This is a genomic window from Croceibacter sp. (assembly GCF_002716225.1).
Classification (GTDB): Bacteria; Bacteroidota; Bacteroidia; order Flavobacteriales; family Flavobacteriaceae; genus Croceibacter; species Croceibacter atlanticus.
The window spans coordinates 21,190-46,047 of record NZ_PAZX01000001.1 but is presented as its reverse complement, the minus strand read 5'-3'; the positions used below and the strand labels follow the sequence as shown (position 1 = coordinate 46,047).

Here is a 24,858-nt window from a genome sequence, read left to right as displayed (position 1 = left end):
AAAAGAGGGGACTTTTCGTCCCCTCATTGATTTAGTTACCTTTTTCAATGGCGCAAATATAAGAATTCTTTTTGGTTTTCAAAACCCTTAATAATCACGTAATTATTTTGTAACTTTAATATCCAACTTAATCCAATTTTTTATGAAAAATATACTTGTCCCTACCGATTTTTCTGAACAAGCTGAAAACGCCTTAAAGGTTGCTGCACAATTTGCCAAAACTTACAATGCAGATATTTATTTGTTGCATATGCTAGAGCTACCTATGCAATTAATAGACCCTACAAGCAATAACAATTCTCAAAACTTACCAGAGTCTTTGTTTTTCATGAAATTAGCCCATAAGCGCTTTGAAGAGGTTTTGGCAAGTGATTATCTAGAAGGTGTTACAGTACATGAAACCGTTCACTTTCACGAAGCTTTTGATGGTATCATGGAAGTAAGTAAAGAACATGATTGCGACCTTATTATTATGGGATCTCACGGCGCAACAGGATTTAAAGAAATGTTTATTGGTAGTAATACTGAAAAGGTTGTAAGATATTCTGAGATTCCTGTACTAGTGATTAAGCAAGAGATTCCAAATTTTAGAGTTGATAATTTTATTTTTGCAACAGACTTTTCTGAAGAAACCAAAAGACCCTTTAATGAGGCTGTAAAGTTTGCAAATAAAATAGATGCCAACATTCACTTAGTGTATATAAACACCGCCAACAAATTTAAAACTACCGAAGAAGCAGAAAAGAAAATGAGCAACTTCTTAGAAGGCATGGAATCTAAGACGTTTAATTTACACATATACAATGATCGTACTATAGAGGAAGGAATCTTAAATTACGCCCAAAGTATAGATGCTGGTTTAATAGGCATATCTACACACGGCAGAAAAGGTCTTGCCCACTTTTTTAATGGAAGCTTAAGCGAAGATATTGTTAACCATGCCAAACGTCCTGTAATTACATTTAAGATTTAGTAAGTGATTGCAATGCTCCATTGCGTATGCAAAGCCAAAAATAATTCCAGAAAGATTTAGTTTTATCCCTAGTAACAGAAACATCTTGTTTTGTTACTCTACCATCTTTTTCGTTATTGTCTAAAAATAAATTTACAATACCGCTTAGTAATCTATTTTTACTAGAGCCATCTTTCCTGAGAACCTCTACCTTAAAGGTGCTATAATCTATACGCATATCACCAAGGGCGTCATTTTTGTCTCCAGAATAGTTAAAATACAACTCATTTAATGTTCCTATTGCTTTAACGTTGACTGCTGGCACAAAAAACATATTCATTGCATCTGCTGAGACTTGTTTTGCTTCACCTTTAATATTAAATGTGTCATTTAGATTATTAATATCGAACTGCCAATTAACGTTTAATTGAGATGTTCCCATAAAATTTGTAGAGATGTTTGCTGTAGTAAGTTTACCTCCATCATTTTTTGAAGTATTATTTATATCCTTAATTGTAGCGTTTAAATTCTCAAGCAACACTTTGCCTATTTTTTTAGTGCCTTCTGCTCGCTCTTCATAAACCAACTTACTCGATTGTATTTGTAAAGCACTAATATCAAGGCCAAAGTTTAAATTTCTGAGCATTTCACTATACATAGGTTTTATCCTTACATCATCTGTATGTGTTTTATCTCTATAAATATTACAGTCTGCATTTACAACAACGATGCTTGGAGTCTTTAAAGACAACTTATCATTTAATGTTTCTATTTTTAAATTGTTAAGATTTAATTCTGGCACATTAAGAGTAATTAGATCTTTTTCATAGGGAATCACATTTTGAAATTCTGCCCGCTCATATTTGGGTGTAATCGACAGGTTATTTACATTAAAATTATTATCCTCAATCTTAATTGATTGCACTTTTAAATCTTGATAAAAATTCATCTTTACATAAACACTATCTAAAGATCCTGAAAGGCTTTCGTAATGGAATGGCAAGCCATTTTTTAATATTTCCTGAGAAGTTTTAAAAGACTTAAGATTAATGTTAGATAGTTTAATCGAAATGTTTTTTTCGTCACCTTCATTAATGACGTCTAAATATCCATTTGATGTTTTTATATTACCTATTGAAACATCACCTTTAAAAGACTGATTCTTAGTTGAAGTGACAGTGTCTTTTTCTGCTCCTTTTATCACTTTTAACTTAGGCGCATCTATTTGAAGTGTGCTTACACTAATATCTTTACTCGTTATATAAGACCAATAGCCAAAACCTTTTATCTTTATAGAAGGAGATTCAAGCTCGAAACTTTTAGATTTAAAGTTCACATTATCTATAGAAACCTTACCTAATAATACATTAACATCTAAAGTTTCATAAGAAAAGTCGTTTTTAGCAGAGACCTCACTTAACGCTTTTTTTAGTTGTAGTTTTGCATAATAATTTGCTCCAATTACCAGGACTAATAAAACTCCTAAGGTTACCAGAATGGCTTTTATGTATTTTTTCAAAATATTTTTAGCTAAAGGTAATATTTTAAGTAACAAGACTACAAAAGCAATCCTATGAAAATTGTTTGCATAGCAGACACACACAACAGGCAAGATGATCTCATAATTCCAGATGGCGATATTATTATACACGCCGGAGATTTAACCGAAGGTGGCACTAAACGCGAAGTTTCACAGTTTATAAGCTGGTTTTCAAGTTTGCCACACACCCATAAAGTATTTATTGCAGGTAATCATGACTATTATCTTGAGGATATAGATCTAAAAAAGTTTACAGAAAGCCTACCTAAAGGTGTTCATTATTTGCACAACTCAGCTCTTACACTTGGGAATATTAATTTTTGGGGTACACCACAAGTCCCTAGCTTAACACGATGGGCATTTAAAGAGCCATTTTACTGGAATGACATCCCAAAAGAAACAGATATTCTTATTTCTCATGTACCACCATATGAAATTTTAGACTTACACGATCGTAACTTTCACTTAGGCGACAAGGTTTTAGCTAAACGTGTAGACAAGCTATCTTTAAAGTATCACATCTTTGGTCATGTGCACGATGCCTATGGTCTCACAAGAATTAAAAACACCATCTTTGTTAATGCTAGCTCTGTAGATAGCACTGGCAGATATTTTAATCCTCCTATAATTCTAGACGTTTCATCTAAAGATTTGCTGGAGTAACTGTAAGGCTTCTTAAAACCAAGCTACTACTAAATTCAATAAAAAATAACTTATGCGTTGGCTCATATTTATTGTCATCTATATATTAATAGATATTTATGCTTTTCAGGCATTAAAGACAATTACTCCAAATAAAATTTGGCACTACAGTTACCTTATACTTTCATTATTGGTTGTAGGTAACTTAATTTTTCAAAATATTGTACCACAGGAAGGTAGTGTGGTAAGTGGCAACAGAAGCTATGCCTTTGGTTTAATGCTTGCAATGCTAGCACCAAAACTTATTTTAGTCATCTTTATGTTTGGCGAAGATATTATTCGCTTTTTTGTAGCAACGTACTACCGATTCTTTTCTACCGAAACTTCATTTACGATACCCTCAAGAAGAAAATTTATAAGTCAGGTTGCCTTGGGAATTGCAGCAATACCATTTGCATCATTATTATACGGAATGATACAAGGTAAATACAATTTTAGGGTTTTAAAGTACGAACTAAGTTTTGACGATTTGCCTGAAGCTTTCAATGGGTACCAAATTACTCAAATAAGCGATATTCATTCTGGAAGCTTTGATAATTTTGAAAAGATAAAATACGCTGTAAACCTTATTAACGAACAACAAAGTGATGCTATTTTCTTTACTGGAGACATGGTTAATAATAAAGCTTCTGAAATGGATCCTTGGAAAGCACTTTTTGGGAGTCTTAAAGCCAAAGATGGTGTGTTCTCGATACTAGGAAACCACGACTATGGTGATTATGTTGATTGGGCTAATGGAAAAGAAAAAGCCGAAAACCTTTTAAATCTTAAAAACATTCAAAAGGAAATGGGTTATGATTTATTGTTAAACGAACACAGAAGCATACAACGCGGAAAAGACAGTATTAAAATTGTTGGTGTTGAAAATTGGGGCGCTGGCGGTTTTGTAAAACATGGTGATATCGAAAAAGCATCTGAAGGACTTTCTGAAAGAGATTTTAAAATTTTATTGAGTCACGACCCAAGCTATTGGCAACAAAACATTAAATCTAATCCCAAAAATTTTCAGTTAACTTTAAGTGGCCACACACACGGTATGCAATTTGGTATTGAAATTCCTGGCGTTATAAAATGGAGTCCTGTACAATATCGTTATAAGAATTGGGCAGGTATTTATGAAGAGCTAGGAAGACGTATTAATGTAAACAGAGGCTTTGGGTATTTAGGATATCCAGGTCGTGTTGGTATTTGGCCAGAAATTACTGTAATTACGCTTAAAGCCAAAGATGCTTAATATTTGTACGAATTTTGTACATTTACCTACTATAACCAATCATTTTGAATTGCTATGTCAAAATTTGGAGAACTTATTGACCTCGATATTCCTGTTCTATTAGATTTTTATACTGAATGGAACGAACAATCTACCGCAATGCATCCCGTACTTCGAGATGTTGCTGCTGCTTTAGGCGACAGTGCCAAAGTTATAAAGATAGATGTAGATAAAAACTCAGAACTTGCTGAAGCTTTACGTGTTAAAGGACTACCTACTCTTATGATATATAAGAATGGTGAGATGAAATGGAGACAAAGCGGAGAACAAGATGCCAACACTCTAATTGGTTTGGTAAAAGAGTACGTTTAGATTTTCTTAATCTTTAATTGGTTTAAAAGTATATCCTTTTTTAGAATAGTGCGCTAAAACCTTTGGTAAAGCGTATCTCAAGTTATTTTCTGCCTTTAAGCTATCGTGAAATACAATTACACTTCCATTTTTTGCGTGACTTAAAACGTTTTCAAGACATTTTTCTTTAGACAATGTAGCATTATAATCTACACTTAGCACATCCCACATTACAATCTTATATCCTAGTTTCCTAAGCGTTTTTGAAGCTCTTAGAGACAACCTACCATATGGTGGCCTAAATAACTTTTTTGTGGTTACAATAGCCTCCTTTTCCTTATCCAAAGCAGTGTGAATTTCATCTTCACATAAACTAACGTCATTTATGTATTTGAGATGTTCTGTTGATTTACAATTATAATGATGTTGAGTGTGATTACCTATTGCGTGACCTTTTGAAATTATCTCACTAAAAAGTTTAGGATGTTTTTTAATGTTTTCTCCAATACAGAAAAATGTAGCTTTTGCATTGTAAGAACTTAATTGTTGCAATACCCAAGGCGTAACTTTGGGTATAGGGCCATCATCAAAAGTGAGGTAGATACTTTTTTCTTTTCTGGAAAAATGCCAAATTCTTTTAGGGAAACACCATTGTACAAGTTTAGGAATGTATGGTAATGTCATATCCTATTAATTTTGCATTAAGGATTAAACGGCATGTTTAAACTCTTTTTAAAACATCTTCTTGTTTTAAAAAAGTGAGTAGTGAAAGCCTGACCCCAAACCAGAGTTTGGGGAATGCCCTAGTTTATAGAGTCTAAATTGTTTACAGAATCAATTTTAGGAGTTGTTTCTGTACCAAATTCTTTCTCAAATCCTTCAATATACTGCTGCTCTTCTGGAGTAAGTTCTTCTTCTGGATTCATTTCTTCATCTTCACCATAAAAGTGACGGAACAGCCTAAGGTAATTATTAAATTTCTCTGCTTCTGGTTTCACTAATTCTTCATCTTGATATATAATTAATATATCTACCAAGCTTCTGTAACGCTCAATATCTGTTATGATATCTTCTGCATACCTAAATTGTCTCGACTCTTTAAATCCTGAGTAATAGGTTAAATTCTCTTGATATTTAGTGGCAACTTGCCTCCAAATATCTCTAGCTTTTTTCGGCTTACCAATTTCATAATAACCACTTATGAATGGCTCTAATAATGTGTAAAAGCCATAATAGTCTACCGGCATTTGTTCCATACCCAAGTCTAACATTTCTTCTGCACGCTCAAAGTCTTTCTCCTTAATTAGCTCTTCTATAAGTTTAGCAAGGTTACTACGGTAAACTAAACCATTTTTACGTGTTTCTGGATCATGATAAATATCTGGATCATTACCATTACCCCAATCCCATTCCTTAACGATATTATACATTTTATCTGTATCTATTCGTCCCATATCGTAAGGGTTCCTTTTGTCTATTGGCGTTCGTATTGGCACAAGTTTATAACACATACCATCTAACTGAAGGTAATCTTTCATCCATAGATAATCATCATCTCCATAACTACCACCTGTAAAGTAAATTGGTCGTTTCCACTCATTATTAGCTATTACATCTAGCATAATAAGTCTGTTCTTATAAATTATATCACCTTTTAATGTAATGTCTATATAAGGTGCTATTTTCTCTCTGTCTTTTTCTTTTACAATACCATGTTCAATAGCATTTGATCCGCTTACTGGCAGTCTTAAGTTTTTAGTTGGAAATGTATTAACTATTTGGCCACTTCTTAATTCTGCCTTTGTGGTTTCATTGTCACTCTTTATGTACTTTATCCAATCTTTAATTAGCAATGTATCTCTTACTCTTGGATCTTTTTGATACCAAACGGCATCGTTTACACCATACACATAGTTCTTATGCTCTAAAGTTGTAGGTATGCGGTCGCTCTCATAGGCTTTACGACGCATTTGATCTATATACCAATCTGTAGCAAACAAAGCTGTATTTACCACACGTACATCTCTGCGATAGCCTTCTATTTCTTGAGCATACCAAAGTGCAAATGTATCGTTATCTCCGATGGTGAATAAAATGGCATTTTCATCACAAGAGTCAAGATACATTTTAGCCATACTTTGAGCTGTATATCTGTCTGACCTGTCGTGATCATCCCAGTTTTGAGAGGCTAATACTACAGGAACAGCTAATAAACATACTACTGTAACTGCAGGCGCTAACATTTTAGTAGTGATTTTGTCCTTTAGCATATCATATAATGCATATACTCCAAAACCAATCCACATTGCAAACACGTAAAATGATCCTACCAATGCATAATCTCTTTCACGCACTTCGAAAGGACGTTCATTTAAATACACTTTTAACGCTAGTCCTGTAAATAGGAAAAATACCAAGAGTACCCAGAAATTCTTTTTGTCTTTAGTAAACTGAAATACTAACCCTAGTAACCCTAAAAGGAATGGCAAGAAAAAATATGTGTTTCGGGCTTTGTTATTCTTAACGTCTGACGGAAGATTATCCTGTGAACCTAAACGTAACTCATCTATAAACTTAATACCGCTTAGCCAATTACCATGAAGGTCATCCATCTTACCTTGAACATCATCTTGACGACCAGTGAAATTCCACATGAAATAACGCCAATACATATATCCAAATTGATACTCGATCATATAACCAATATTGGCTGCAAAGCTTGGTTTTTCTATATCTAAATATTGCCCAAATTGGGTTAGGAATTGATCATAATCTTCTGCATCTATTTGTCCTAAAGCATATTTAGTCTTTACATCTGCAACTGCATTTAAAAGTTCTTGTTGATCTCTGTATTCAGGCTTTACGGTAAACTCAAGTTCTCCTATAAAGCCAAGATAATTAGCTTTATGCTCGGGACTCCACATTCTAGGCAGAAACCCTTTATGATTATCATCTAAATTTTGATTAGCATTCTCCCAATCATTAACGATAACATACTTGCCAGTTTTCTCATCTTGCTCGTATTTTGGTTTAGCGTCAGAATACGGATTGTTTTCATCTAATCCACTATACATTTCTGTAAACTGCGGCCCATAAAATAAGTGAGATTCGCCATACTGCTCTCTGTTATAGTAGGCTAAAAGCTCTCTTGCATTGGCTGGATTATTTTCATTTATAACCGTTCCTGCATTGGCACGTATAGGCAACATTGTCCAACTAGAGAATCCTATTAAAATAAAGAGAACACAAAGCAGCAAGGTGTTTACATGAACAAAACCCTTTTTACGTGTATACGTAATACCGAAATAAAATCCTGCAATTACAACCAATAACGCAATTATAGTTCCTGAATTAAATGGTAAACCAATAGTGTTAACGAAGAACACCTCAGAAATAGCAAAAAAGCTTAAGCTATAAGGCAGAAGTAATTTAAATATAAACATTAGTATAGCCACAATGATAACCGTTGCTATAATGAAGTTTTTTGCAGTAACCTCTTTGTAATTTTTAAAGAAGTAAAGGTATCCTATTGCTGGAATTGCTAAAAGACCCATAAAGTGAACACCAAACAACAATCCTACTATAAAGCAAATAAGAATTAACCAACGGTTACCTCTTGGCTTTAACATATCGCGCTCCCAAAGCAAGCCTACATAAAATATAACTGAAAGGATAAAGGTTGCCATTGCATATACCTCTGCCTCTACTGCATTAAACCAAAAGCTATCTGTAAATGTAAGTGCTAATGAACCTACTAACGCACTTCCTAAAACTGCTGTTTTTTGACCTGCTGAAAGTGTTTCTGCTTTTCCTGAAATTTTTCTTATTAAGATAGAAATAGACCAGAACATAAAAAGAATAGTAAATGCACTTGCCAAAACAGACATCATATTTACCATTAGTGCAATTTGAGAAGCCTCTAGAGCAAATACAGAAAACACAGCACCTAACATTTGGTATAATGGCGCTCCTGGCGGATGCCCTATTTCTAACTTAGAGGCTGTTGCTATATACTCACCTGCATCCCAAAAACTAGCTGTAGGCTCGACCGTAAGGGTGAAAGTAATTAATGCGACTGCAAATGCAAACCAGCCAAGTATAGTGTTCCACTTCGAAAAGTTGAAATCTTTCATAGTATAATTAAATAGGTAATTGGCGAATTTACTAAATTCAACCTGATTAGGTAGACAACGTAACCAAATTCATATTATTTTAGAAAAATATTTTTTTGAAAGTATGTTTGGAATATTCAAGAAATGTTTTAAATTTGCACTCTCAATTACAAAAAAGCACAACGCTTAGTAATTTTGGCCTATGGTGTAATTGGCAACACGTCTGTTTTTGGTACAGAAGAGTCTAGGTTCGAGACCTAGTGGGCCAACAAAAAACTCCGAGTTTATACTCGGAGTTTTTTTATGCCTTATTTTTAGTTGTGTTGCTTTAGGTAATCCATTAAGTTAACATCATTACCCAATAAAATATCGTTTGAATTTATACGGCCATTCATAGAGTCGTTTTCCAATTTCAATACACCTCTAGGGCATACGGCAGAACAAATACCGCAACCAACACAAGAAGACCTTACAATATTCTCCCCTTTTTGAGCATATGCTCTAACATCTATCCCCATTTCACAATATGTAGAGCAGTTTCCGCAAGAAATACACTGTCCACCGTTTGTTGTAATTCTAAACTTGGAAAGTAAGCGCTGCTGAAAGCCTAATATAGCTGCCATAGGACACCCAAAACGACACCAAACACGTGAACCGAATATAGGGTAAAACCCTACACCTATAACACCGCTAAAAATGGCTCCAATTAAAAATCCGTAAGCTTTTCTTAATTGATAAGCATCAAACAAAAATAACTTACCTGGTGAACTAAAATAGGTAATTAGCAATAATGATATTACCACTACAAAATAACCTATTGCTCCATATTGGGCATCTTTAGCTAATTCCTCTCTTTTAAAAAGCATAGCCCAACCAAAAACAAGGGTAAGTAGAATTACAATAAACCAAATAAAGAATTCTTTACTTATTAAGAAATCATCATACACTTTTACATCTTGATTGGCAGCTACTTCAAAATCTGGAGATTGTGCTAATGCATTTTGCAACACTACATTCTCACCATTTTTAGCCTTTTTTAAAGCCTCTTCCTGCTCTGCTTCATTTACAACAATATAATCTATTGTTAAAGGCACGCTACTTTGAATAGTTGGTGTGCTGCTTGATTTATTTATAAACACAACACCTTTTGCATTTGCTTGTTGAGCAGCCAAAATTTTATCCCCAATAGGCTTGTCGCCTTCTTCACTCATAAAGACGACTTTGTTATCCAGATTACTCCATTCTGATATCGAGCTAGACTCATTTCCTTGCAAATAAGAAAACACCACCGCTACCGTCATTACGGTTACAAAAACCACAACACTATGTATGACCCAACGTTCAATTTTCCAAGCACTTTGACTTTTATCACTCAAGTGCCTAAAAGGATCTCCAGCTGTTTCTGCCAGACCACCACAACCACATACCCAAGAGCAATACCAACGTTTTCCATATTTATAGGTAAGTATTGGAGTGATAACAAATATTGAAAGAAGCCCAAAGATGAGCATTATAAGCCCTACATTTCCAGCGCTTAAAAATTCATCTATCTTATACCCAGCAAACAGCTCATAATTTAATGGCCAAATGTTTTTAAAATCATAATAAGGCTGGTTTAATCTTACTAGTATTTCCGGTATTATAAATGCGAAAGCAGTTTGAAAAAACATTACAGAAATGGTTCTTACCACTTCATAGGTGTTATTTCTATATTTCCAAATAAATTTTATTCCGAATGCAAAAATGGCTAATGTATAGAGTGTACCGTACAAAAACCATTGGCTTGCTGGATTACCGCTTAACAATTTACTTAATGGGTCAAATAAAGCTATTACTCCTGTGTTATCACCATCACTTACCAAGCCTAAATATTGCGGATAAAAATATAGTACAACATAAAACCCAGTCATAGCAATGCCTAATATCCAACCCCATAAACCGCGACTGGTAATTGATTTAAACATGACACCATCATTTTTAATACCTTCATGTTTATTAGAATAAGCTCCATAGGAAAAAGCTACGATACCTGCCAGCATCATTAGAAGCGATAGTGACAATGCTATAGTTTTGTTTGGAAAATTAACGTTTAGGAGTGCTAAAAGTAAAATCCCCAAACCAACAACACCTACAGCAGTACTAATTTTTTGAATGGTATTTAATGCTTTTGGTGGTTGTCCTCCCGTAAGAGACATGTTATGTTCTATTCTACTCATAGCTGTGTTGTGTTAGTTGTTTTTGAAGACAAATGATTCTTGAAAGATATTTGAATATTACCTTCTAATTTTTTATAAAACTCAGGGTCAAAATTGGCTTTACGCAAGTTGTCCACCACATGAGTAACATTTTGATTTTCATTTAACCAAGAATCAAACGTTTCGTGTTTCATTCTTATGCCAAACGTATTTATACCTAAAAACTTAAGAGTTTTTTCGTGATATGCAATTGTTAACCACTGGTCTCCTTTTGGATTTTTCCAATGAAAATGGGTTTCACCTTCTTTTTTATTTTTATCATTAAATACCCAACCATAAGTTTGATACTCTACATCAAAAAATTTTGCACTGTTAAACCAATTTCCAGGATTATATGGCATGGTTTTTCCACAAATTGTTTGCGCTACAGTTTCACCCATCATTCTTCCTGTATACCAAACAGCCTCAACAGGTTTTCTATATCCTATAGCTTCATGTTGCTGTGCACAATCTCCAATTGCATAAATATCTTTAACGTTGGTCTCTAATTTTCTGTTTACTAAAATCCCTTTATCTGTTGCAATACCTGAACCTTCTAAAAAATTAATATTAGGCTTAACTCCAGTGCAAATCCCTACAACATCGCAGGAAATTTCTTCACCAGAATCTGTAAGAACAGCTCTAACATTCCCATTGTTATCACCAAGTATTTTGTCAAGATTAGTTTCAGGCTTTAAAGAAATGCCGTGTGAGAGAATGTGCTCAGAAATATGTTTTGCATCATTTTCAGGTAAAACACTATTCCAGAAATAAGACTCCCTAATTAAAAAGGTAACTGGAATTTTTCTAGTTGAAAGCATTTCTGCCAACTCCACTCCTATTAAGCCACCGCCAATAATTACAGCGTGTTTACAGTTTTCTGTATTATTTTCTAAAGCTTGAACATCTTGAATATTAACTAGACCTTGCACACCATTTAAACTTAAACCTTCCCAACCATATGTAGCCGTTTGAGAGCCTGTTGCTAATATTAACTTATCATAGCCTAAAAGATCATTATTTTTAAATTGAAGCTGTTTATTTTCAGTATCAACTGAAACTACATAGCCTTGTTTTAATTCTATTCTATTTTTTTCCCAAAACCAATCCTCGTATGGTTTAGTATGCTCATACTTCATGTGTCCCATATAAATATACATTAATGCCGTACGTGAATAAAAGTGCTCAGTTTCTGAAGAAATAACAGTAATACGATAATCTGATAGTTTTCTGATGTGTCTTGCTGCAGTAATACCAGATATACCATTACCAATTATAACAATGTGTTTCATACAAGGTGAGTTTTGCAGTATTTGGCACTGCTTTTGAAATATATATTAATGTAGGTCGTCATTAAAGATAAAAACTTAAGACCACATTTAGTATTTAGAATGGTTATAAAAGGTAGAACACTGTTAAGTTATAGTTTTTACAAACTAAAGTACTTCTAGTTCAAAACATTACTGTAAGCTTGTGTAATTATTGTTTATAATACACGACTTAAATTTTAATAAACACATTTAATTTTATGAAAAAGTTGCTTTTAATAGCTTTATGTATACTTACAGGCGTTAGTCACGCACAATCTACTGCATCTTTTTTCAAAAAAGCTGATCTAGTTTTTAATACATACGTAAAGCAAAATAAGGTAGATTATAAAGCAATTTCAGAAGATTCAGATTTACTTGACGATGCGTTAAATGATGCAAAAAACATAAGCGTATCTTTACTTAACAGCAAAACTTATCAAGCCTTTTGGATTAACACGTATAATCTTTTAGTTATTAAAGGGATTAGTGATTCTTATCCTATTAAGTCTCCATTAGATATAGATGGATTCTTTGATGCCACCACATATTCTGTAGGCGGAAAAAAAGTTACTTTAAATGATATCGAAAATAAATTATTAAGAGAGAAATTTCCAAATGAACCTCGTTTTCATTTTGTGCTAGTTTGTGGTGCACTAAGTTGTCCTCCTATTATAGATCACGCCTATTCTCCTAATTTTTTAGATAAACAATTACAAGAGCAAACTGTAAAAGCCATTAACAATCCTAATTTTTTAAGAGTGAATGACACTTCAGTGGCTTTTTCTCAAATCATGGAATGGTACAATGAGGACTTCACTAAGAATGGACAATCTTTAATTCAATTTTCAAACGCTTTTAGAAGCACCAAGATTCCAGAAGATGCTAAGGTTACTTTTTATCCCTATGATTGGACATTAAATGATATAACTAAATAATTTATTAAAGCACATATTTCGCCACTATCGTTTCAACCTCGAAGCTTAACAATTTTGCGGTTGATTCGTAGTCGGCATTTTAAATTTAGGGTGCTTAATAACCGTTTATGCTATCCATTTTCCATTATTAGCTACGGTTGAATCCCATACACTTATACCGAACTTATCTGCTAATAACATCCCTTGATTAATTGCAGCTTTTTTATCTTCATAAGAGACTATTTTCCAATGCTGATTGCGGTCATACCACAAACTAACTTGGTATTCATAGGCTTTATATTTGAAAACAGATATATAATCTAAGCTCTTAAAATCTTTCCACCTTCCAAAGGTTATTCTAGATATCGCATATTGTTTCTTATATCTATTATTATCTATATCAAAAACAATATTTGTTTGCATTGAAAAACGTACAGCCACTCCTGTTAATACTATAGCCGATTGCAGCATACCAGAAATAGATTTCATTTTGCTTAAGGATTCACCAAACCTAAAATTTGCAAAAAAGGTGTATAGTAAAACTACCACACAGGTATAACAAGCTGCCGCAATTAAAAGATGCCAAACTGGTCTTCGACTGTCTGAAATTATGATATTATTTGGCTTCTGAATCATTTATTTAAATGTATAAAAAAACCTGTAAAGAAAACTTTACAGGTTTTAAATATATACTAAAGCTTGTAATTTAGTCTGCTAGAACAATAACTTTATTGTCTTTCATTTCAATTACGCCACCTTTTACAGCAAATGTCCATTTACCGTTTTCATCTTTCTTGAAAAGCTTGCGTACATTTTCTGAAATAGAAACATCTCCATTAAAACGCACTTTACCTTTTTCTAAGATAGACACAATAGGCGCGTGATTATCTAACATTTGAAACTCACCGTTAATACCTGGTACGGTAACGCTTTCAACTTCGCTAGTTAATATCACAGCTTCTGGTGTTACAATTTCTAAAAACATAATTGTTCGTTTTTAGTAGTTAGTAATTAATAATTAGCAGATTAAAATAGAGCTAACTACTTTTACGTCGTACTTAATTATTAAGACTCTGCTAACATTTTCTCACCAGCTTCAATTGCTTCCTCTATAGTTCCTTTAAGGTTGAAAGCTGCTTCTGGCAGGTGATCTAACTCACCGTCCATAATCATGTTGAAGCCTTTAATAGTTTCCTTAATATCTACTAAGACACCAGGAATACCTGTAAACTGCTCTGCTACGTGGAACGGCTGAGAAAGGAAACGCTGTACACGACGAGCGCGCCCTACAGCCATTTTATCTTCTTCAGATAATTCTTCCATACCAAGAATAGCAATAATATCTTGTAGTTCTTTATATCTCTGCAAAAGCTCTTTTACACGTTGTGCACAATCATAATGCTCATTACCTAAAATATCTGCAGTAAGGATACGAGATGTAGAATCTAACGGATCTACCGCTGGATAAATACCAAGCTCTGCAATCTTACGAGACAATACAGTAGTTGCATCTAAGTGAGCAAACGTTGTTGCTGGTGCTGGATCGGTAAGGTCATCTGCAGGTACGTATACCGCTTGTACAGATGTAATAGATCCTTTTTTAGTTGATGTAATACGCTCTTGCATAGCTCCCATTTCGGTTGCTAAGGTAGGTTGGTAACCTACCGCAGAAGGCATACGACCAAGAAGTGCTGACACCTCTGATCCTGCTTGTGTAAAACGGAATATATTATCTACGAAAAATAATACATCTTTTCCTTGACCATCTCCTGCTCCATCACGGAAGTATTCTGCAATAGTTAATCCTGAAAGCGCTACACGAGCACGTGCTCCTGGTGGCTCATTCATTTGTCCGAATACGAATGTTGCTTTAGAGTCTTTCATAGCAGTTTTATCTACTTTAGAAAGATCCCATCCACCTTCTTCCATAGAGTGCATAAAGTCATCTCCGTATTTAATAATACCAGACTCTAACATCTCACGAAGTAAATCGTTACCCTCACGAGTACGCTCTCCAACACCTGCAAATACAGACAAACCACCGTGTCCTTTTGCAATGTTGTTAATTAATTCTTGAATAAGTACAGTTTTACCTACACCTGCACCACCAAATAAACCAATCTTACCACCTTTAGCATAAGGCTCAATAAGGTCAATTACTTTAATACCAGTAAAAAGAACTTCTGTAGATACAGATAGATCTTCAAACTTAGGTGCATTACGGTGAATTGGCAGACCGTTGTCTCCAGTCTTAGGCATGTCTTCCATACCATCAATAGGATCTCCTACAACATTAAATAGTCTCCCGTAAACATCACCAATAGGCATTTGTATTGGAGCGTTTGTCGCTTCAACAGCAGTACCTCTTGACAATCCATCTGTAGAGTCCATAGAAATAGTACGCACGGTGTTTTCACCAATGTGTGATTGTACTTCTAGAACTAAGATAGATCCGTCTTCTCTTTTTATTTCAAGAGAATCGTAAATTTTTGGAAGTTCGCCTTCTGTGTCAAACGCAACGTCAACAACAGGGCCAATAATTTGAGCAACTTTTCCTGTGACTTTAGACATTATCTAAATGGTTTTTAGTGTATTTAGCTTATATAAAATAGGATACAAGTACCCTTCATTTTCAAGGTGCAAAGATAGTTTTTTAATTTAAATTGCAATACGGAAATTTTGAAGTTTTTTGAATACATATATTTATATTTAATACAACCACTACTAAAGCACTGTACTTTATATAAACTATTATACACTAGCCAAAAACAAAAGAGCTCTAATTAAATTAGAGCTCTTTTAAATTTATAGTATTCCATTTTCAAGACAATTACTCTACAGTAACACTCTTTGCAAGGTTTCTTGGCTGGTCTACGTTTTTATCTAGCATTACCGCTATATGGTAAGACAAGAGCTGTAACGGAATAGTAGTTAGTAAAGGCGTTAAGCTTTCTAAAGTTTCAGGAACTTCTATAACATAGTCTGCTCTTTTTCTTACTTCAACATCACCCTCAGTAACTATACCAATAATTTTTCCCTCACGAGATTTTATCTCTTCAATATTACTAACAACCTTGTCATAATGCCCTTTTCTTGTAGCTATAACCACAACAGGCATTTGTGAATCTATTAAAGCAATTGGCCCATGCTTCATCTCTGCAGCAGGATACCCTTCTGCATGTATGTAAGATATCTCCTTAAGTTTTAAAGCACCTTCTAAAGCAACCGGAAAGTTAAATCCTCTACCTAAATAAAGGAAGTTTTTAGCATCTTTATATTTACTTGCAACAACCTCTATATGTTCATTAGACTCTAATGCCTTCTTTACCTTTTCTGGAATTTGTTCTAATTCTCTTAAGTGTTCATTAAACTGCGAATTAGACAACACTCCTTTTTGCTTAGCTAATCTTAGTGCAATTAGAATTAACACTGTAATTTGAGTTGTAAAAGCCTTTGTTGAGGCTACCCCAATTTCTGGTCCTGCGTGAGTATATGCACCTGCATGTGTTTCTCTAGAGATAGAAGAGCCTACAACATTACAAACACCAAAAACAAATGCACCGTTTTCTTTTGCAAGATTAATTGCCGCCATAGTATCTGCAGTTTCTCCACTTTGGGAAATTGCAATTACTACATCATCCTTGTTTATTATTGGATTACGGTATCTAAATTCTGAAGCATACTCAACCTCTACAGGTATTCTTGCAATGTCTTCAAAAATATACTCTGCAACTAAACCAGCGTGCCAAGAAGTTCCACAAGCTACAATGATAATGCGCTTAGCGTTAAGAAATTTCTCGATGTTATCATCTATTCCGGCCATTCTGATGAGGTTTTCATTCACCAACATTCTACCTCTGTAGGTATCACTGATTGCGTTTGGCTGCTCATAAATTTCCTTAAGCATAAAGTGATCATAACCACCTTTCTCAATTTGCTCAAGGTTTAGCTGTAGCTCTTGTATATATGGTGCAACCAAAGAATCATCTTTAATCTTCCATATTTTTAAATCTTTATGATTTCTTACTACTGCCATTTGGCCATCTTCTAAGTAGATAGCATTTTTTGTAAACTCAATAAACGGTGAAGCGTCACTCGCTATAAAAAACTCATCTTCTCCAACACCTAAGGCCAAAGGGCTCCCTAATCTTGCTACAACTATTTCATTAGGTTTTTTTCTGTCAAAAACTGCAATTGCATAAGCTCCTACCGTTTGGTTTAAAGCAATTTGAACTGCTTTACCTAACTTAACTTTTTCATTTTTCTTTACATCTTCAATAAGGTTAACTAACACCTCTGTATCTGTATCAGATTTAAATTTGTAACCTCTTTTAGTGAGCTCTTGTTTTAATGGGTCATAATTTTCAATAATTCCATTGTGAATAATTACAAGATCTCCAGAGTTTGAATAATGAGGATGAGAGTTTACATCATTAGGCACACCGTGAGTTGCCCAACGTGTGTGACCAATACCAATATTACCTTTAATGGTAGCACTTGACTCACATTTTTGTTTTAGCTCCTCTACCTTACCTTTTGTCTTACAAAGTTGAATTTCACTTCCATCCCATAAAGCTATTCCAGCACTGTCATAACCTCTATATTCTAATCTCTGTAATCCTTTTAATATAATTGGATACGCATCACGATGTCCAATATAGCCTACAATTCCACACATAAGTTTTGGTTGTTAGTTTGGTTCTGTGTAATAGATTCTTAATTTTAGTCGCTTGTCTTCATTAGGCGACAAATTACTGTGAAGTACTGTACCTTCTGGTGATAACGGAGCTGTAAAAGGCACTGTAACATCTTCTGAGCTGTTACTTGTTTTAGCGTTAAGATCCCCTAAAATTTCAACGTTAGGAGAAACAGCTACTCCTAATCGAGTATTAGTAGAGTCGTTTTGAATTATGTTTTTCACATATTCTGTCATCTTAATCTTATAGAAAATACCAGTTTCTTCTTCGTCTGTTGTACTACCAGATTCATTCTGTGTTCTTGTTAATCTTCCCAAGTGCAATATTCTAGAATTAACTGGATCTGTTGCATTTTGAGTAAAATCTATAGTATAGTCAAACAAGATAGTATTATTATTTAAATCATACACAAATATACGTTCTGGCTCCTTCTCTCCATTGTCTGCTAATTGCTGATTTACATAGAATGTTAAGTTTGCTTCATTCACCAACCAGTCAAGTTGCTTTAAAGAGTCTAGCTGATCTTCATCGCTAAACAGTTCAATTTCAGCAATATTAGGCGTAGCGCCTTTTATATATAAGTTTTGATTGTTTTGAGATGGCGTAAATGGAGTCTTATAGGTGTTTACAATTATATCACCGAAATTTAACACAAAGGTCTTAGTTGTATTATCTGTAGTTGTCTCTCCTTCTGTACCACCATTAGACTCTTCTAAGTCTGATCTGTAATACAATGTTATATTTGCATTTGTAGATCCAAAATTAAGTAATGCCATTGAGCCATTAGGGTTTACAGCTTCTGCATTAAAATACAAACCTCTAAAGAAATTCTTAAAATTGTTATTATTCAACAACTCCTCTGAACCTTCTTTATCTATAATATTATTCTTAAAATAAGTGCTATCTAACTTCACGCGAAGTCTCGGCGTAACTCTCTCAACAATTGTATCATTTGTCTCATCTTCATCATCGTCCTCTTCATTTAATCTCTTTAATACAAGTTCTTCGTTAGAAAACTCAAAATTATCATCTTCAAAAAACACAAAATCTCTTAAGTTATTTTCAAATTCTTGTTGTTGGTTAGAGTAGTACAGTTGAGCATTACTAAAACCATCTCCCGAGTTTGGGTCTACATTTCTTAAAAAATATCCAGACTCCTGAACACTTAGTTTAATTGGACCACTGCCGTAAATAGAATCTAAACTATAAAAAGTAGTATCTCCTTCTGCTGCTGTAGGTGTGCTAAAGTAAGGAATAGACATAACCACACTATCTAACTCTACATTATCTCCGAAAGTTGGGTTTGCAGAAGCCATTACTAATTGTGTTAAGACGCTTGCAGATGTTTGTCCATAAATTTCATCATTATAAACACCCAACAAGTATGTTGGCAAACCATTTGTTTGCACACCAACAATATCTTGTTGTGATGTAACCATTTGAGTTCCATCAAACAATAATGCATCAAAATTTTCTGAAGGAATTAAATCTGAGCCCACAGTATTAAACTCTTCTTCTTCACATGAACCTAAATAAAAAATAGCAACTAGAAGAGCTGCTACTTTTATAAAATTTTTAGTTATAGTCATTAAATTTATTCTTTATCATTTAGCACTTTTGTGCTATAAAATTCTCGTAACGGCTGAGAAAAACTCTCAAGCCCTTTGTATTCTAATACTGGTTTTTTGCTTGCTTCTGCATACGCTACCAATTCATCAGAAAGATCTTCGCTACCTAATACTATGGCGTCAGAAAAATCCATAGATGTTTTCATTAAACCATTAAAAGTAGGCTCAACAATGTGAGCAACGCTTGTATCTTCTATACCATCAAACATAATTTTCTGAGCCATGTCTTCATCTAAAGAACCCTCAAAACCTGAGTTATAAACCGATGTCACAATTTTTGCATCTTTAAACAAAGGCTCATTACCGTAGTAGTTTTTAAGATATAATGGCAATAAAGATGCCAACCAACCGTGAACATGAATAATATCTGGAGACCAGTTTAATTTCTTAACGGTTTCAATTACACCTTTAGCAAAGAATATTGCACGCTCATCATTATCAGGAAATAAATTTCCATCCTCATCTGTTAGTGTAGCTTTACGTTTAAAATAATCTTCATTATCTATAAAGTAAACCTGCATACGCTCTTTAGGAATAGATGCAACTTTAATTATTAGCGGCATATCTAAATCATTAATGACCAAATTCATACCAGACAATCTAATAACCTCATGTAATTGGTGACGACGCTCATTTATATTACCAAACCTTGGCATAAAAATTCGAATCTGTCCACCAATACTGTTTATCATTCGAGGCATCTCAAAAGACATCGACGATATTTCTGTTTCTGGCAGATACGGTATTACTTCAGATGATATGTATAATATCCTCTTATCTTTCATAGGTCTTTACTTTAAGCGTTACTTGGTTCAAAAAACACGCAAAATTACAAAAATTTAAGCCAATAACCATTTTTAATCTTACTTTTGCACGCCATTAACACAATATAAATGCCTACGTTTAAGGACGCCACATCTCTACAAGCATTTCTAAACTCTCAAAGAACGGGTAATAACACTGTTGGTTTTGTTCCTACAATGGGTGCTTTGCACAAAGGCCATCTTGCTTTGGTGACATCTGCTTTATCACAAAACGAAATTGTTGTGGTAAGCATTTTTGTAAATCCTACGCAATTTGGCAATGCGGGAGATTTAAAAAACTATCCTCGCACATTATCAAAAGACGAGGCACTTTTAAAAACGTTGCATAACGATATTATTGTGTTTGCTCCAAATGCAGAAGATTTATATAATGGCAATATCACTTCTAACTCTTATAATTTTGGAGCTATTGCTAATGAAATGGAAGGCAAATACAGGCAAGGTCATTTTAACGGTGTAGGCACAGTTTTAGAGCTTCTTTTTGATATTGTAAAGCCAGATTATGCATATTTTGGAGAAAAAGATTTTCAGCAATTACAGATTGTTAGGAAATTGATTTCTTTAACCAAACAGCCTGTTACTATAGTAGGTTGTCCTATTTATAGAGAAAATAGCGGACTAGCTATGAGTTCAAGAAATGAACGTCTGTCTAAAGAACGCAGAGATGCATCTGCATTTATTTACAAAACCCTACAAAAAGTTAAAGAAGATTTCAAATATAAGTCGGCAAGGCAACTTAATGAATGGGTTAAGAGTGAATTTGACAAACAAGAAGCACTAGAGCTAGAGTATTTTGAAATTGCCAACATAGACACACTTAAAACCATTAAGAGAAAACATAAGAACAACAAATACAGGGCTTTTATTGCTGTATTTGTAGAAGACGTAAGATTGATTGATAATGTCTCTTTAAATTACTAATTTTGAATATGCTTGTAACAGTAGTAAAATCTAAAATTCACCGTGTGAAAGTCACAGGTGCAGACCTTAATTATATTGGTAGCATTACCATAGATGAAGATTTAATGGATGCTGCAAATTTAGTTGAAGGCGAAAAAGTTCAAATTGTGAACAACAACAATGGCGAACGTCTTGAAACTTATGCAATTCCTGGCCCTAGAGGAAGTGGTGAAATTACTTTAAATGGAGCAGCTGCTCGTAAAGTTGCAAAAGGAGATATTCTTATTCTTATTACTTATGGTATGATGACCATGGATGAGGCTAAGAACTTTAAACCGTCTTTAGTGTTTCCTAATGAAGAGAATAACCTTCTGAAATAAACCACTTTGAATAAACACCTTTCTAAAATTTTAAAAACACTACTCCCACTTTTACTGGGAGTTTTTTTAATTTGGTATATGGTGTCTAGCGCAACTCCGGAAGAACGCGAAAAGCTTTGGGTTAATATAGTAGAAGCTGATAAGTTTTGGATAGCCGTTTCCCTTATATTAGGATTACTAAGCCATGCATCTAGGGCTTACAGATGGAAGTTTCTTCTAGAACCTTTAGGATACAAACCTAAGTTTTATAATAGTTTTATGGCAGTTATGGTAGCATATTTGGCCAACCTTGGCATACCGCGTTCTGGAGAAGTCTTAAGAGGTGCAACTATTTCCACCTATGAGAAAGTTCCTTTTGAAAAAGCATTTGGGACTATTGTATCAGAACGTATTGCAGACCTTATTATGTTACTTTTAGTAGTTGCTACTGCTATACTGTTACAGACAGACACTTTGTTGAACTATTTTAATGACCAAGATATTAATCCTTTAATGGCTGTTGGTATTATTGTTTTATTAGTGGTTGGCGTGCTAGTAGGTGTTCGAATATTAAAGAGCTCTACCCACAAATTCTTTGTGAAACTAAGAACATTTGCAGAAGGACTTTTAGACGGTATGAAAAGCATATTGCATATGAAGAATAAGTGGGCGTTTATCTTTCATACAGTATTTATCTGGCTCTCTTATGTGCTTATGTTTGGTGTTATTAAATATTGTATTCCCGGAACAGAGAACTTAAGTATTGCTGGTATTCTTGCAGCTTTTGCAATAGGATCTTTTGCTATTTCTGCAACTAATGGCGGCATAGGAGTATATCCATTTGCTATAGGCGCAATTTTAATATATTTTAATATAGACAAACAAGATGGTGAAGCCTTTGGTTGGATTCTTTGGGGATCACAAACTTTACTAAATATTGTGCTTGGAGGACTTTCATTTTTACTGCTACCTATTCTTAACAGAAAGAAAACATAAAATTTTATATCTTGGGGAACCCAAAAAAAGCTTCCCATGAAATATTATTCTCTACTCTTCACTTTATTATTTTCATTTTCAGCTATTTCTCAAGTAAAATATGAAACTATTTATTCAGAAAAACTTGGAGAGGATCGCGAAATAAAAATTCAATTGCCTAGGAATTATGAGAGCAATTCAGAAAAGAGGTATCCTATATTTATAGTTTTAGATGGTGATTATCTTTTTGAGCCTGTTGCTGGAAATGTAGACTTTTATAGCTACTGGGAAGATATGCCAGAGGCCATAGTTGTAGGAATAAATCAATTAAACACAAGGATAGATGATGGTTATTTTGATGACACAAATTATTTTCCATCAAATTCCGGCGCTAATTTCTTTGAATTTATTGGGCTGGAGCTGCTTCCTTACTTAGACACAAATTACAGGACAGCAAAGTTTGTAATTGCCGTTGGTCACGATTATACCTCTAATTTCATAAACTACTACCTATTTAAAGATCCAGCTTTATTTCAAGGTTATATAAATTTAAGCCCAGATTTTGCACCTATGATGGCAGAACGTTTAACAGAAAAACTGTCTACTATTAAACAAAAAACTTGGTTTTATATGGCTACTGGAACAGATGATATAAAATCGATTAGAGAAGATGTAATTTACACAGACAAACAATTGTCTTTGGTTGACAATGCAGCTGTAAACTACTATTTTGATGATTTTGAAGGTGCAACTCACTATTCTCTTGTTGGAAGAGCTATTCCCAAAGCTATTGAAGATATATTTTCTATTTACAGACCAATTAGCAATAAGCAGTACAAAGAAGAACTTTTAAATATTGAGGGTTCACTTTACGGTTACCTAATTGAAAAATATAATGTTATTGAAGAACTATTTGGTTTAGACAACACTATTAGAATTAATGATTTTCAAGCTATATCTGCTGCTATTGAAAAATTAGAAAAATGGAATGATTATGAAGAACTAGGAAAACTTGCAAGAAAAGAGCATCCAGATACAATGCTTGGAAATTATTACCTAGGTAGATTTTACGAGGAAACCGGAGAACCTAAAAAAGCCATGAGAACATACCAAAGTGCTTTTCTTTTGCAAGAGGTAGGAAATTTAACTAAAGACTTAATGTTGGAAAAATCTGATGCTATTAAAGCTGATTTTGGCTATTAAATTATAACTACTTATAAAAAAAGAGCCCGCTAATAATTAGCGGGCTCTTTTTATTGAATTTTTGCTTACTGCTATATTCCTAAACTGTACTTTAGTTTCACACCATAAGCGTTTAATTTAACCTCACTAGCATTACTTGTACCTAAAACAGTATTATAAGTAAACTCAGATGGAATATCATTACTGTAATTAACCAGATCTTCAAACTCTTCACCGTCGTAAAGGTTATTTATACCATAATCAAAAAACAACCCTATATATATTGAATTATTAGATGAAAGCATTTGTTTTATACCAAGTTCTAAAGTTGCACTAAAAGCTGTTTTTAATTCTAAATCTTGGTCATTTACATTAATATTTCTATAAGTTCCAAATCCGGCAAACTCTGGATCAAAAAGTTCAACATTGTATTGCCTATAAAAACCACTTGTATTTAATGTTTTTATATCTGTTTCGTAATAAGTATCAATTGGCAATGCCACCTTACCACCAACAGCAATATAAAACCTAGAGACTCCAGAAGTTTCATATTGAACAACTAAAGGAATTGAAACAAATTGAGCTTTTTGTTGCTCTTGAAAATTTGTACCTCTATACCTAAATTCAAAATCTTCACCTTCACTATCTGTTACATTATATGAACCTCTTATAACTTCATACCTTGAAGATGAAGAAACAGATTGGAACTCTAATCCTAATTGCAAGCTATAATTTTCAGATAAATGATAGCCATAGTGAACACCTACTTGCCCACCTTTTCCGTTTCTTAGGCTTGCACCATTAAGACTGTAATCTAACGTTGAAAAAACGCCACTTACCGAACCTATTATTTCTCCTTTAATTTCTTGGCTATAAGCCGAATAGCAAAAGTTAAGACTTATTACCAAAACTAAAATACCTCTCATTTTATTGGAAATTAAATGGTTCATTTTGTTATATTTTTT

The 24,858-nt window shown here is 33.8% G+C and carries 21 protein-coding genes and 1 tRNA gene; 10 read left to right on the top strand and 12 right to left on the bottom strand.

Features of this window, described 5'->3' with window-relative positions:
• Nucleotides 1–142 precede the first annotated feature (142 nt).
• The gene (locus CL818_RS00140; protein WP_013186037.1) at nt 143–973 is read left to right on the top strand and encodes a universal stress protein; all 831 of its coding nucleotides are present in this window, start codon (nt 143–145) and stop codon (nt 971–973) included.
• Here the strand turns inward: CL818_RS00140 and CL818_RS00135 are convergent.
• A complete protein-coding gene (locus CL818_RS00135; protein ID WP_272973228.1) occupies nt 963–2,471 on the bottom strand; it encodes a hypothetical protein in 1,509 nt (502 codons plus the stop codon). The two genes, CL818_RS00140 and CL818_RS00135, sit on opposite strands and share 11 nt — an antisense overlap.
• 54 nt (nt 2,472–2,525) lie before the next feature.
• Here CL818_RS00135 and CL818_RS00130 point away from each other — a divergent pair, with 54 nt between their 5' ends.
• Genes CL818_RS00130 through CL818_RS00120 form a run of 3 tightly spaced genes read left to right on the top strand, consistent with a single transcriptional unit; the run spans nt 2,526 to nt 4,779 of the window.
• Complete coding sequence (locus tag CL818_RS00130) at nt 2,526–3,155, top strand: metallophosphatase domain-containing protein (protein ID WP_272973227.1); 630 nt, start codon at nt 2,526–2,528, stop codon at nt 3,153–3,155.
• Between the two features lie 52 nt (nt 3,156–3,207).
• Nucleotides 3,208–4,428, top strand: coding sequence for a metallophosphoesterase (locus CL818_RS00125; RefSeq protein WP_272973226.1), 1,221 nt, complete (start codon nt 3,208–3,210; stop codon nt 4,426–4,428).
• Between the two features lie 54 nt (nt 4,429–4,482).
• Nucleotides 4,483–4,779, top strand: coding sequence for a thioredoxin family protein (locus CL818_RS00120; protein ID WP_013186041.1), 297 nt, complete (start codon nt 4,483–4,485; stop codon nt 4,777–4,779).
• A 6-nt stretch (nt 4,780–4,785) separates the two neighbouring features.
• On the opposite strand, the gene CL818_RS00115 is transcribed toward CL818_RS00120, so the two are convergent.
• Together CL818_RS00115 and CL818_RS00110 are read right to left on the bottom strand one after the other, a co-directional pair.
• Entirely contained in the window at nt 4,786–5,442 is a 657-nt protein-coding gene (locus tag CL818_RS00115) for a polysaccharide deacetylase family protein (protein WP_272973225.1), read from the bottom strand.
• A gap of 119 nt (nt 5,443–5,561) precedes the next feature.
• Nucleotides 5,562–8,891 (bottom strand): glycosyltransferase family 117 protein, encoded by a 3,330-nt coding sequence (locus tag CL818_RS00110; protein ID WP_272973224.1) that lies wholly within the window; start codon nt 8,889–8,891, stop codon nt 5,562–5,564.
• Between the two features lie 175 nt (nt 8,892–9,066).
• On the opposite strand from CL818_RS00110, the gene CL818_RS00105 reads away from it, so the two are divergent.
• A tRNA-Gln gene (locus CL818_RS00105) sits at nt 9,067–9,139 on the top strand.
• Between the two features lie 45 nt (nt 9,140–9,184).
• On the opposite strand, the gene CL818_RS00100 is transcribed toward CL818_RS00105, so the two are convergent.
• Together CL818_RS00100 and CL818_RS00095 are read right to left on the bottom strand one after the other, a co-directional pair.
• The gene (locus tag CL818_RS00100) at nt 9,185–11,086 is read right to left on the bottom strand and encodes a 4Fe-4S dicluster domain-containing protein (RefSeq protein ID WP_272973223.1); all 1,902 of its coding nucleotides are present in this window, start codon (nt 11,084–11,086) and stop codon (nt 9,185–9,187) included.
• On the bottom strand, nt 11,083–12,396 hold the full coding sequence (locus CL818_RS00095; protein WP_272973222.1) for an NAD(P)/FAD-dependent oxidoreductase: 1,314 nt from the start codon (nt 12,394–12,396) through the stop codon (nt 11,083–11,085). The genes CL818_RS00100 and CL818_RS00095 overlap by 4 nt, the downstream gene beginning before the upstream one ends.
• Nucleotides 12,397–12,632: 236 nt before the next feature.
• Between CL818_RS00095 and CL818_RS00090 the strand changes: the two genes are divergently transcribed.
• A complete protein-coding gene (locus CL818_RS00090; protein WP_272973221.1) occupies nt 12,633–13,349 on the top strand; it encodes a DUF547 domain-containing protein in 717 nt (238 codons plus the stop codon).
• Between the two features lie 105 nt (nt 13,350–13,454).
• On the opposite strand, the gene CL818_RS00085 is transcribed toward CL818_RS00090, so the two are convergent.
• The 6 genes from CL818_RS00085 to CL818_RS00060 all read right to left on the bottom strand — a co-directional run bounded on the left by CL818_RS00085 (nt 13,455) and on the right by CL818_RS00060 (nt 20,438).
• Complete coding sequence (locus CL818_RS00085) at nt 13,455–13,964, bottom strand: hypothetical protein (RefSeq protein ID WP_272973220.1); 510 nt, start codon at nt 13,962–13,964, stop codon at nt 13,455–13,457.
• A 70-nt stretch (nt 13,965–14,034) separates the two neighbouring features.
• The gene (locus CL818_RS00080; RefSeq protein WP_013186048.1) at nt 14,035–14,313 is read right to left on the bottom strand and encodes a F0F1 ATP synthase subunit delta/epsilon; all 279 of its coding nucleotides are present in this window, start codon (nt 14,311–14,313) and stop codon (nt 14,035–14,037) included.
• A gap of 80 nt (nt 14,314–14,393) precedes the next feature.
• Nucleotides 14,394–15,899, bottom strand: coding sequence for a F0F1 ATP synthase subunit beta (gene atpD / locus CL818_RS00075; protein WP_013186049.1), 1,506 nt, complete (start codon nt 15,897–15,899; stop codon nt 14,394–14,396).
• 259 nt (nt 15,900–16,158) lie between these two features.
• Complete coding sequence (glmS, locus tag CL818_RS00070; RefSeq protein WP_272973219.1) at nt 16,159–18,006, bottom strand: glutamine--fructose-6-phosphate transaminase (isomerizing); 1,848 nt, start codon at nt 18,004–18,006, stop codon at nt 16,159–16,161.
• Nucleotides 18,007–18,018: 12 nt separating this feature from the next.
• Nucleotides 18,019–19,614, bottom strand: coding sequence for a BamH family beta-barrel-assembly machinery protein (gene bamH, locus CL818_RS00065; protein ID WP_272973218.1), 1,596 nt, complete (start codon nt 19,612–19,614; stop codon nt 18,019–18,021).
• Between the two features lie 5 nt (nt 19,615–19,619).
• Nucleotides 19,620–20,438 carry a glycogen/starch synthase gene (locus CL818_RS00060; RefSeq protein WP_286971036.1) on the bottom strand — a complete coding sequence of 273 codons (819 nt, stop codon included), beginning with the start codon at nt 20,436–20,438 and terminating at the stop codon, nt 19,620–19,622.
• Nucleotides 20,439–20,546: 108 nt separating this feature from the next.
• On the opposite strand from CL818_RS00060, the gene panC reads away from it, so the two are divergent.
• The 4 genes from panC to CL818_RS00040 are packed head-to-tail and all read left to right on the top strand — an operon-like array spanning nt 20,547 to nt 23,914.
• Entirely contained in the window at nt 20,547–21,398 is an 852-nt protein-coding gene (gene panC, locus CL818_RS00055; RefSeq protein ID WP_272973216.1) for a pantoate--beta-alanine ligase, read from the top strand.
• An 8-nt stretch (nt 21,399–21,406) separates the two neighbouring features.
• The gene (panD, locus tag CL818_RS00050; RefSeq protein ID WP_013186054.1) at nt 21,407–21,757 is read left to right on the top strand and encodes an aspartate 1-decarboxylase; all 351 of its coding nucleotides are present in this window, start codon (nt 21,407–21,409) and stop codon (nt 21,755–21,757) included.
• Between the two features lie 6 nt (nt 21,758–21,763).
• A complete protein-coding gene (locus CL818_RS00045) occupies nt 21,764–22,732 on the top strand; it encodes a lysylphosphatidylglycerol synthase transmembrane domain-containing protein (protein WP_272973215.1) in 969 nt (322 codons plus the stop codon).
• Between the two features lie 36 nt (nt 22,733–22,768).
• A complete protein-coding gene (locus tag CL818_RS00040; RefSeq protein WP_272973214.1) occupies nt 22,769–23,914 on the top strand; it encodes an alpha/beta hydrolase in 1,146 nt (381 codons plus the stop codon).
• A 71-nt stretch (nt 23,915–23,985) separates the two neighbouring features.
• Here CL818_RS00040 and CL818_RS00035 read toward each other — a convergent pair whose 3' ends face one another.
• Nucleotides 23,986–24,843, bottom strand: a complete 858-nt coding sequence (locus CL818_RS00035) for a hypothetical protein (protein WP_272973213.1) — start codon at nt 24,841–24,843, stop codon at nt 23,986–23,988.
• Nucleotides 24,844–24,858: the final 15 nt, after the last annotated feature.

Coding starts and splice junctions, on each gene's coding strand:
- CL818_RS00140 (WP_013186037.1), top strand. CDS start 143: ATGAAAAATATACTTGTCCCTACCGATTTTTCTGAACAAGCTGAAAAC.
- CL818_RS00130 (WP_272973227.1), top strand. CDS start 2,526: ATGAAAATTGTTTGCATAGCAGACACACACAACAGGCAAGATGATCTC.
- CL818_RS00125 (WP_272973226.1), top strand. CDS start 3,208: ATGCGTTGGCTCATATTTATTGTCATCTATATATTAATAGATATTTAT.
- CL818_RS00120 (WP_013186041.1), top strand. CDS start 4,483: ATGTCAAAATTTGGAGAACTTATTGACCTCGATATTCCTGTTCTATTA.
- CL818_RS00115 (WP_272973225.1), bottom strand. CDS start 5,442: ATGACATTACCATACATTCCTAAACTTGTACAATGGTGTTTCCCTAAA.
- CL818_RS00110 (WP_272973224.1), bottom strand. CDS start 8,891: ATGAAAGATTTCAACTTTTCGAAGTGGAACACTATACTTGGCTGGTTT.
- CL818_RS00100 (WP_272973223.1), bottom strand. CDS start 11,086: ATGAGTAGAATAGAACATAACATGTCTCTTACGGGAGGACAACCACCA.
- CL818_RS00095 (WP_272973222.1), bottom strand. CDS start 12,396: ATGAAACACATTGTTATAATTGGTAATGGTATATCTGGTATTACTGCA.
- CL818_RS00090 (WP_272973221.1), top strand. CDS start 12,633: ATGAAAAAGTTGCTTTTAATAGCTTTATGTATACTTACAGGCGTTAGT.
- CL818_RS00085 (WP_272973220.1), bottom strand. CDS start 13,964: ATGATTCAGAAGCCAAATAATATCATAATTTCAGACAGTCGAAGACCA.
- CL818_RS00080 (WP_013186048.1), bottom strand. CDS start 14,313: ATGTTTTTAGAAATTGTAACACCAGAAGCTGTGATATTAACTAGCGAA.
- atpD (WP_013186049.1), bottom strand. CDS start 15,899: ATGTCTAAAGTCACAGGAAAAGTTGCTCAAATTATTGGCCCTGTTGTT.
- glmS (WP_272973219.1), bottom strand. CDS start 18,006: ATGTGTGGAATTGTAGGCTATATTGGACATCGTGATGCGTATCCAATT.
- bamH (WP_272973218.1), bottom strand. CDS start 19,614: ATGACTATAACTAAAAATTTTATAAAAGTAGCAGCTCTTCTAGTTGCT.
- CL818_RS00060 (WP_286971036.1), bottom strand. CDS start 20,438: ATGAAAGATAAGAGGATATTATACATATCATCTGAAGTAATACCGTAT.
- panC (WP_272973216.1), top strand. CDS start 20,547: ATGCCTACGTTTAAGGACGCCACATCTCTACAAGCATTTCTAAACTCT.
- panD (WP_013186054.1), top strand. CDS start 21,407: ATGCTTGTAACAGTAGTAAAATCTAAAATTCACCGTGTGAAAGTCACA.
- CL818_RS00040 (WP_272973214.1), top strand. CDS start 22,769: ATGAAATATTATTCTCTACTCTTCACTTTATTATTTTCATTTTCAGCT.
- CL818_RS00035 (WP_272973213.1), bottom strand. CDS start 24,843: ATGAACCATTTAATTTCCAATAAAATGAGAGGTATTTTAGTTTTGGTA.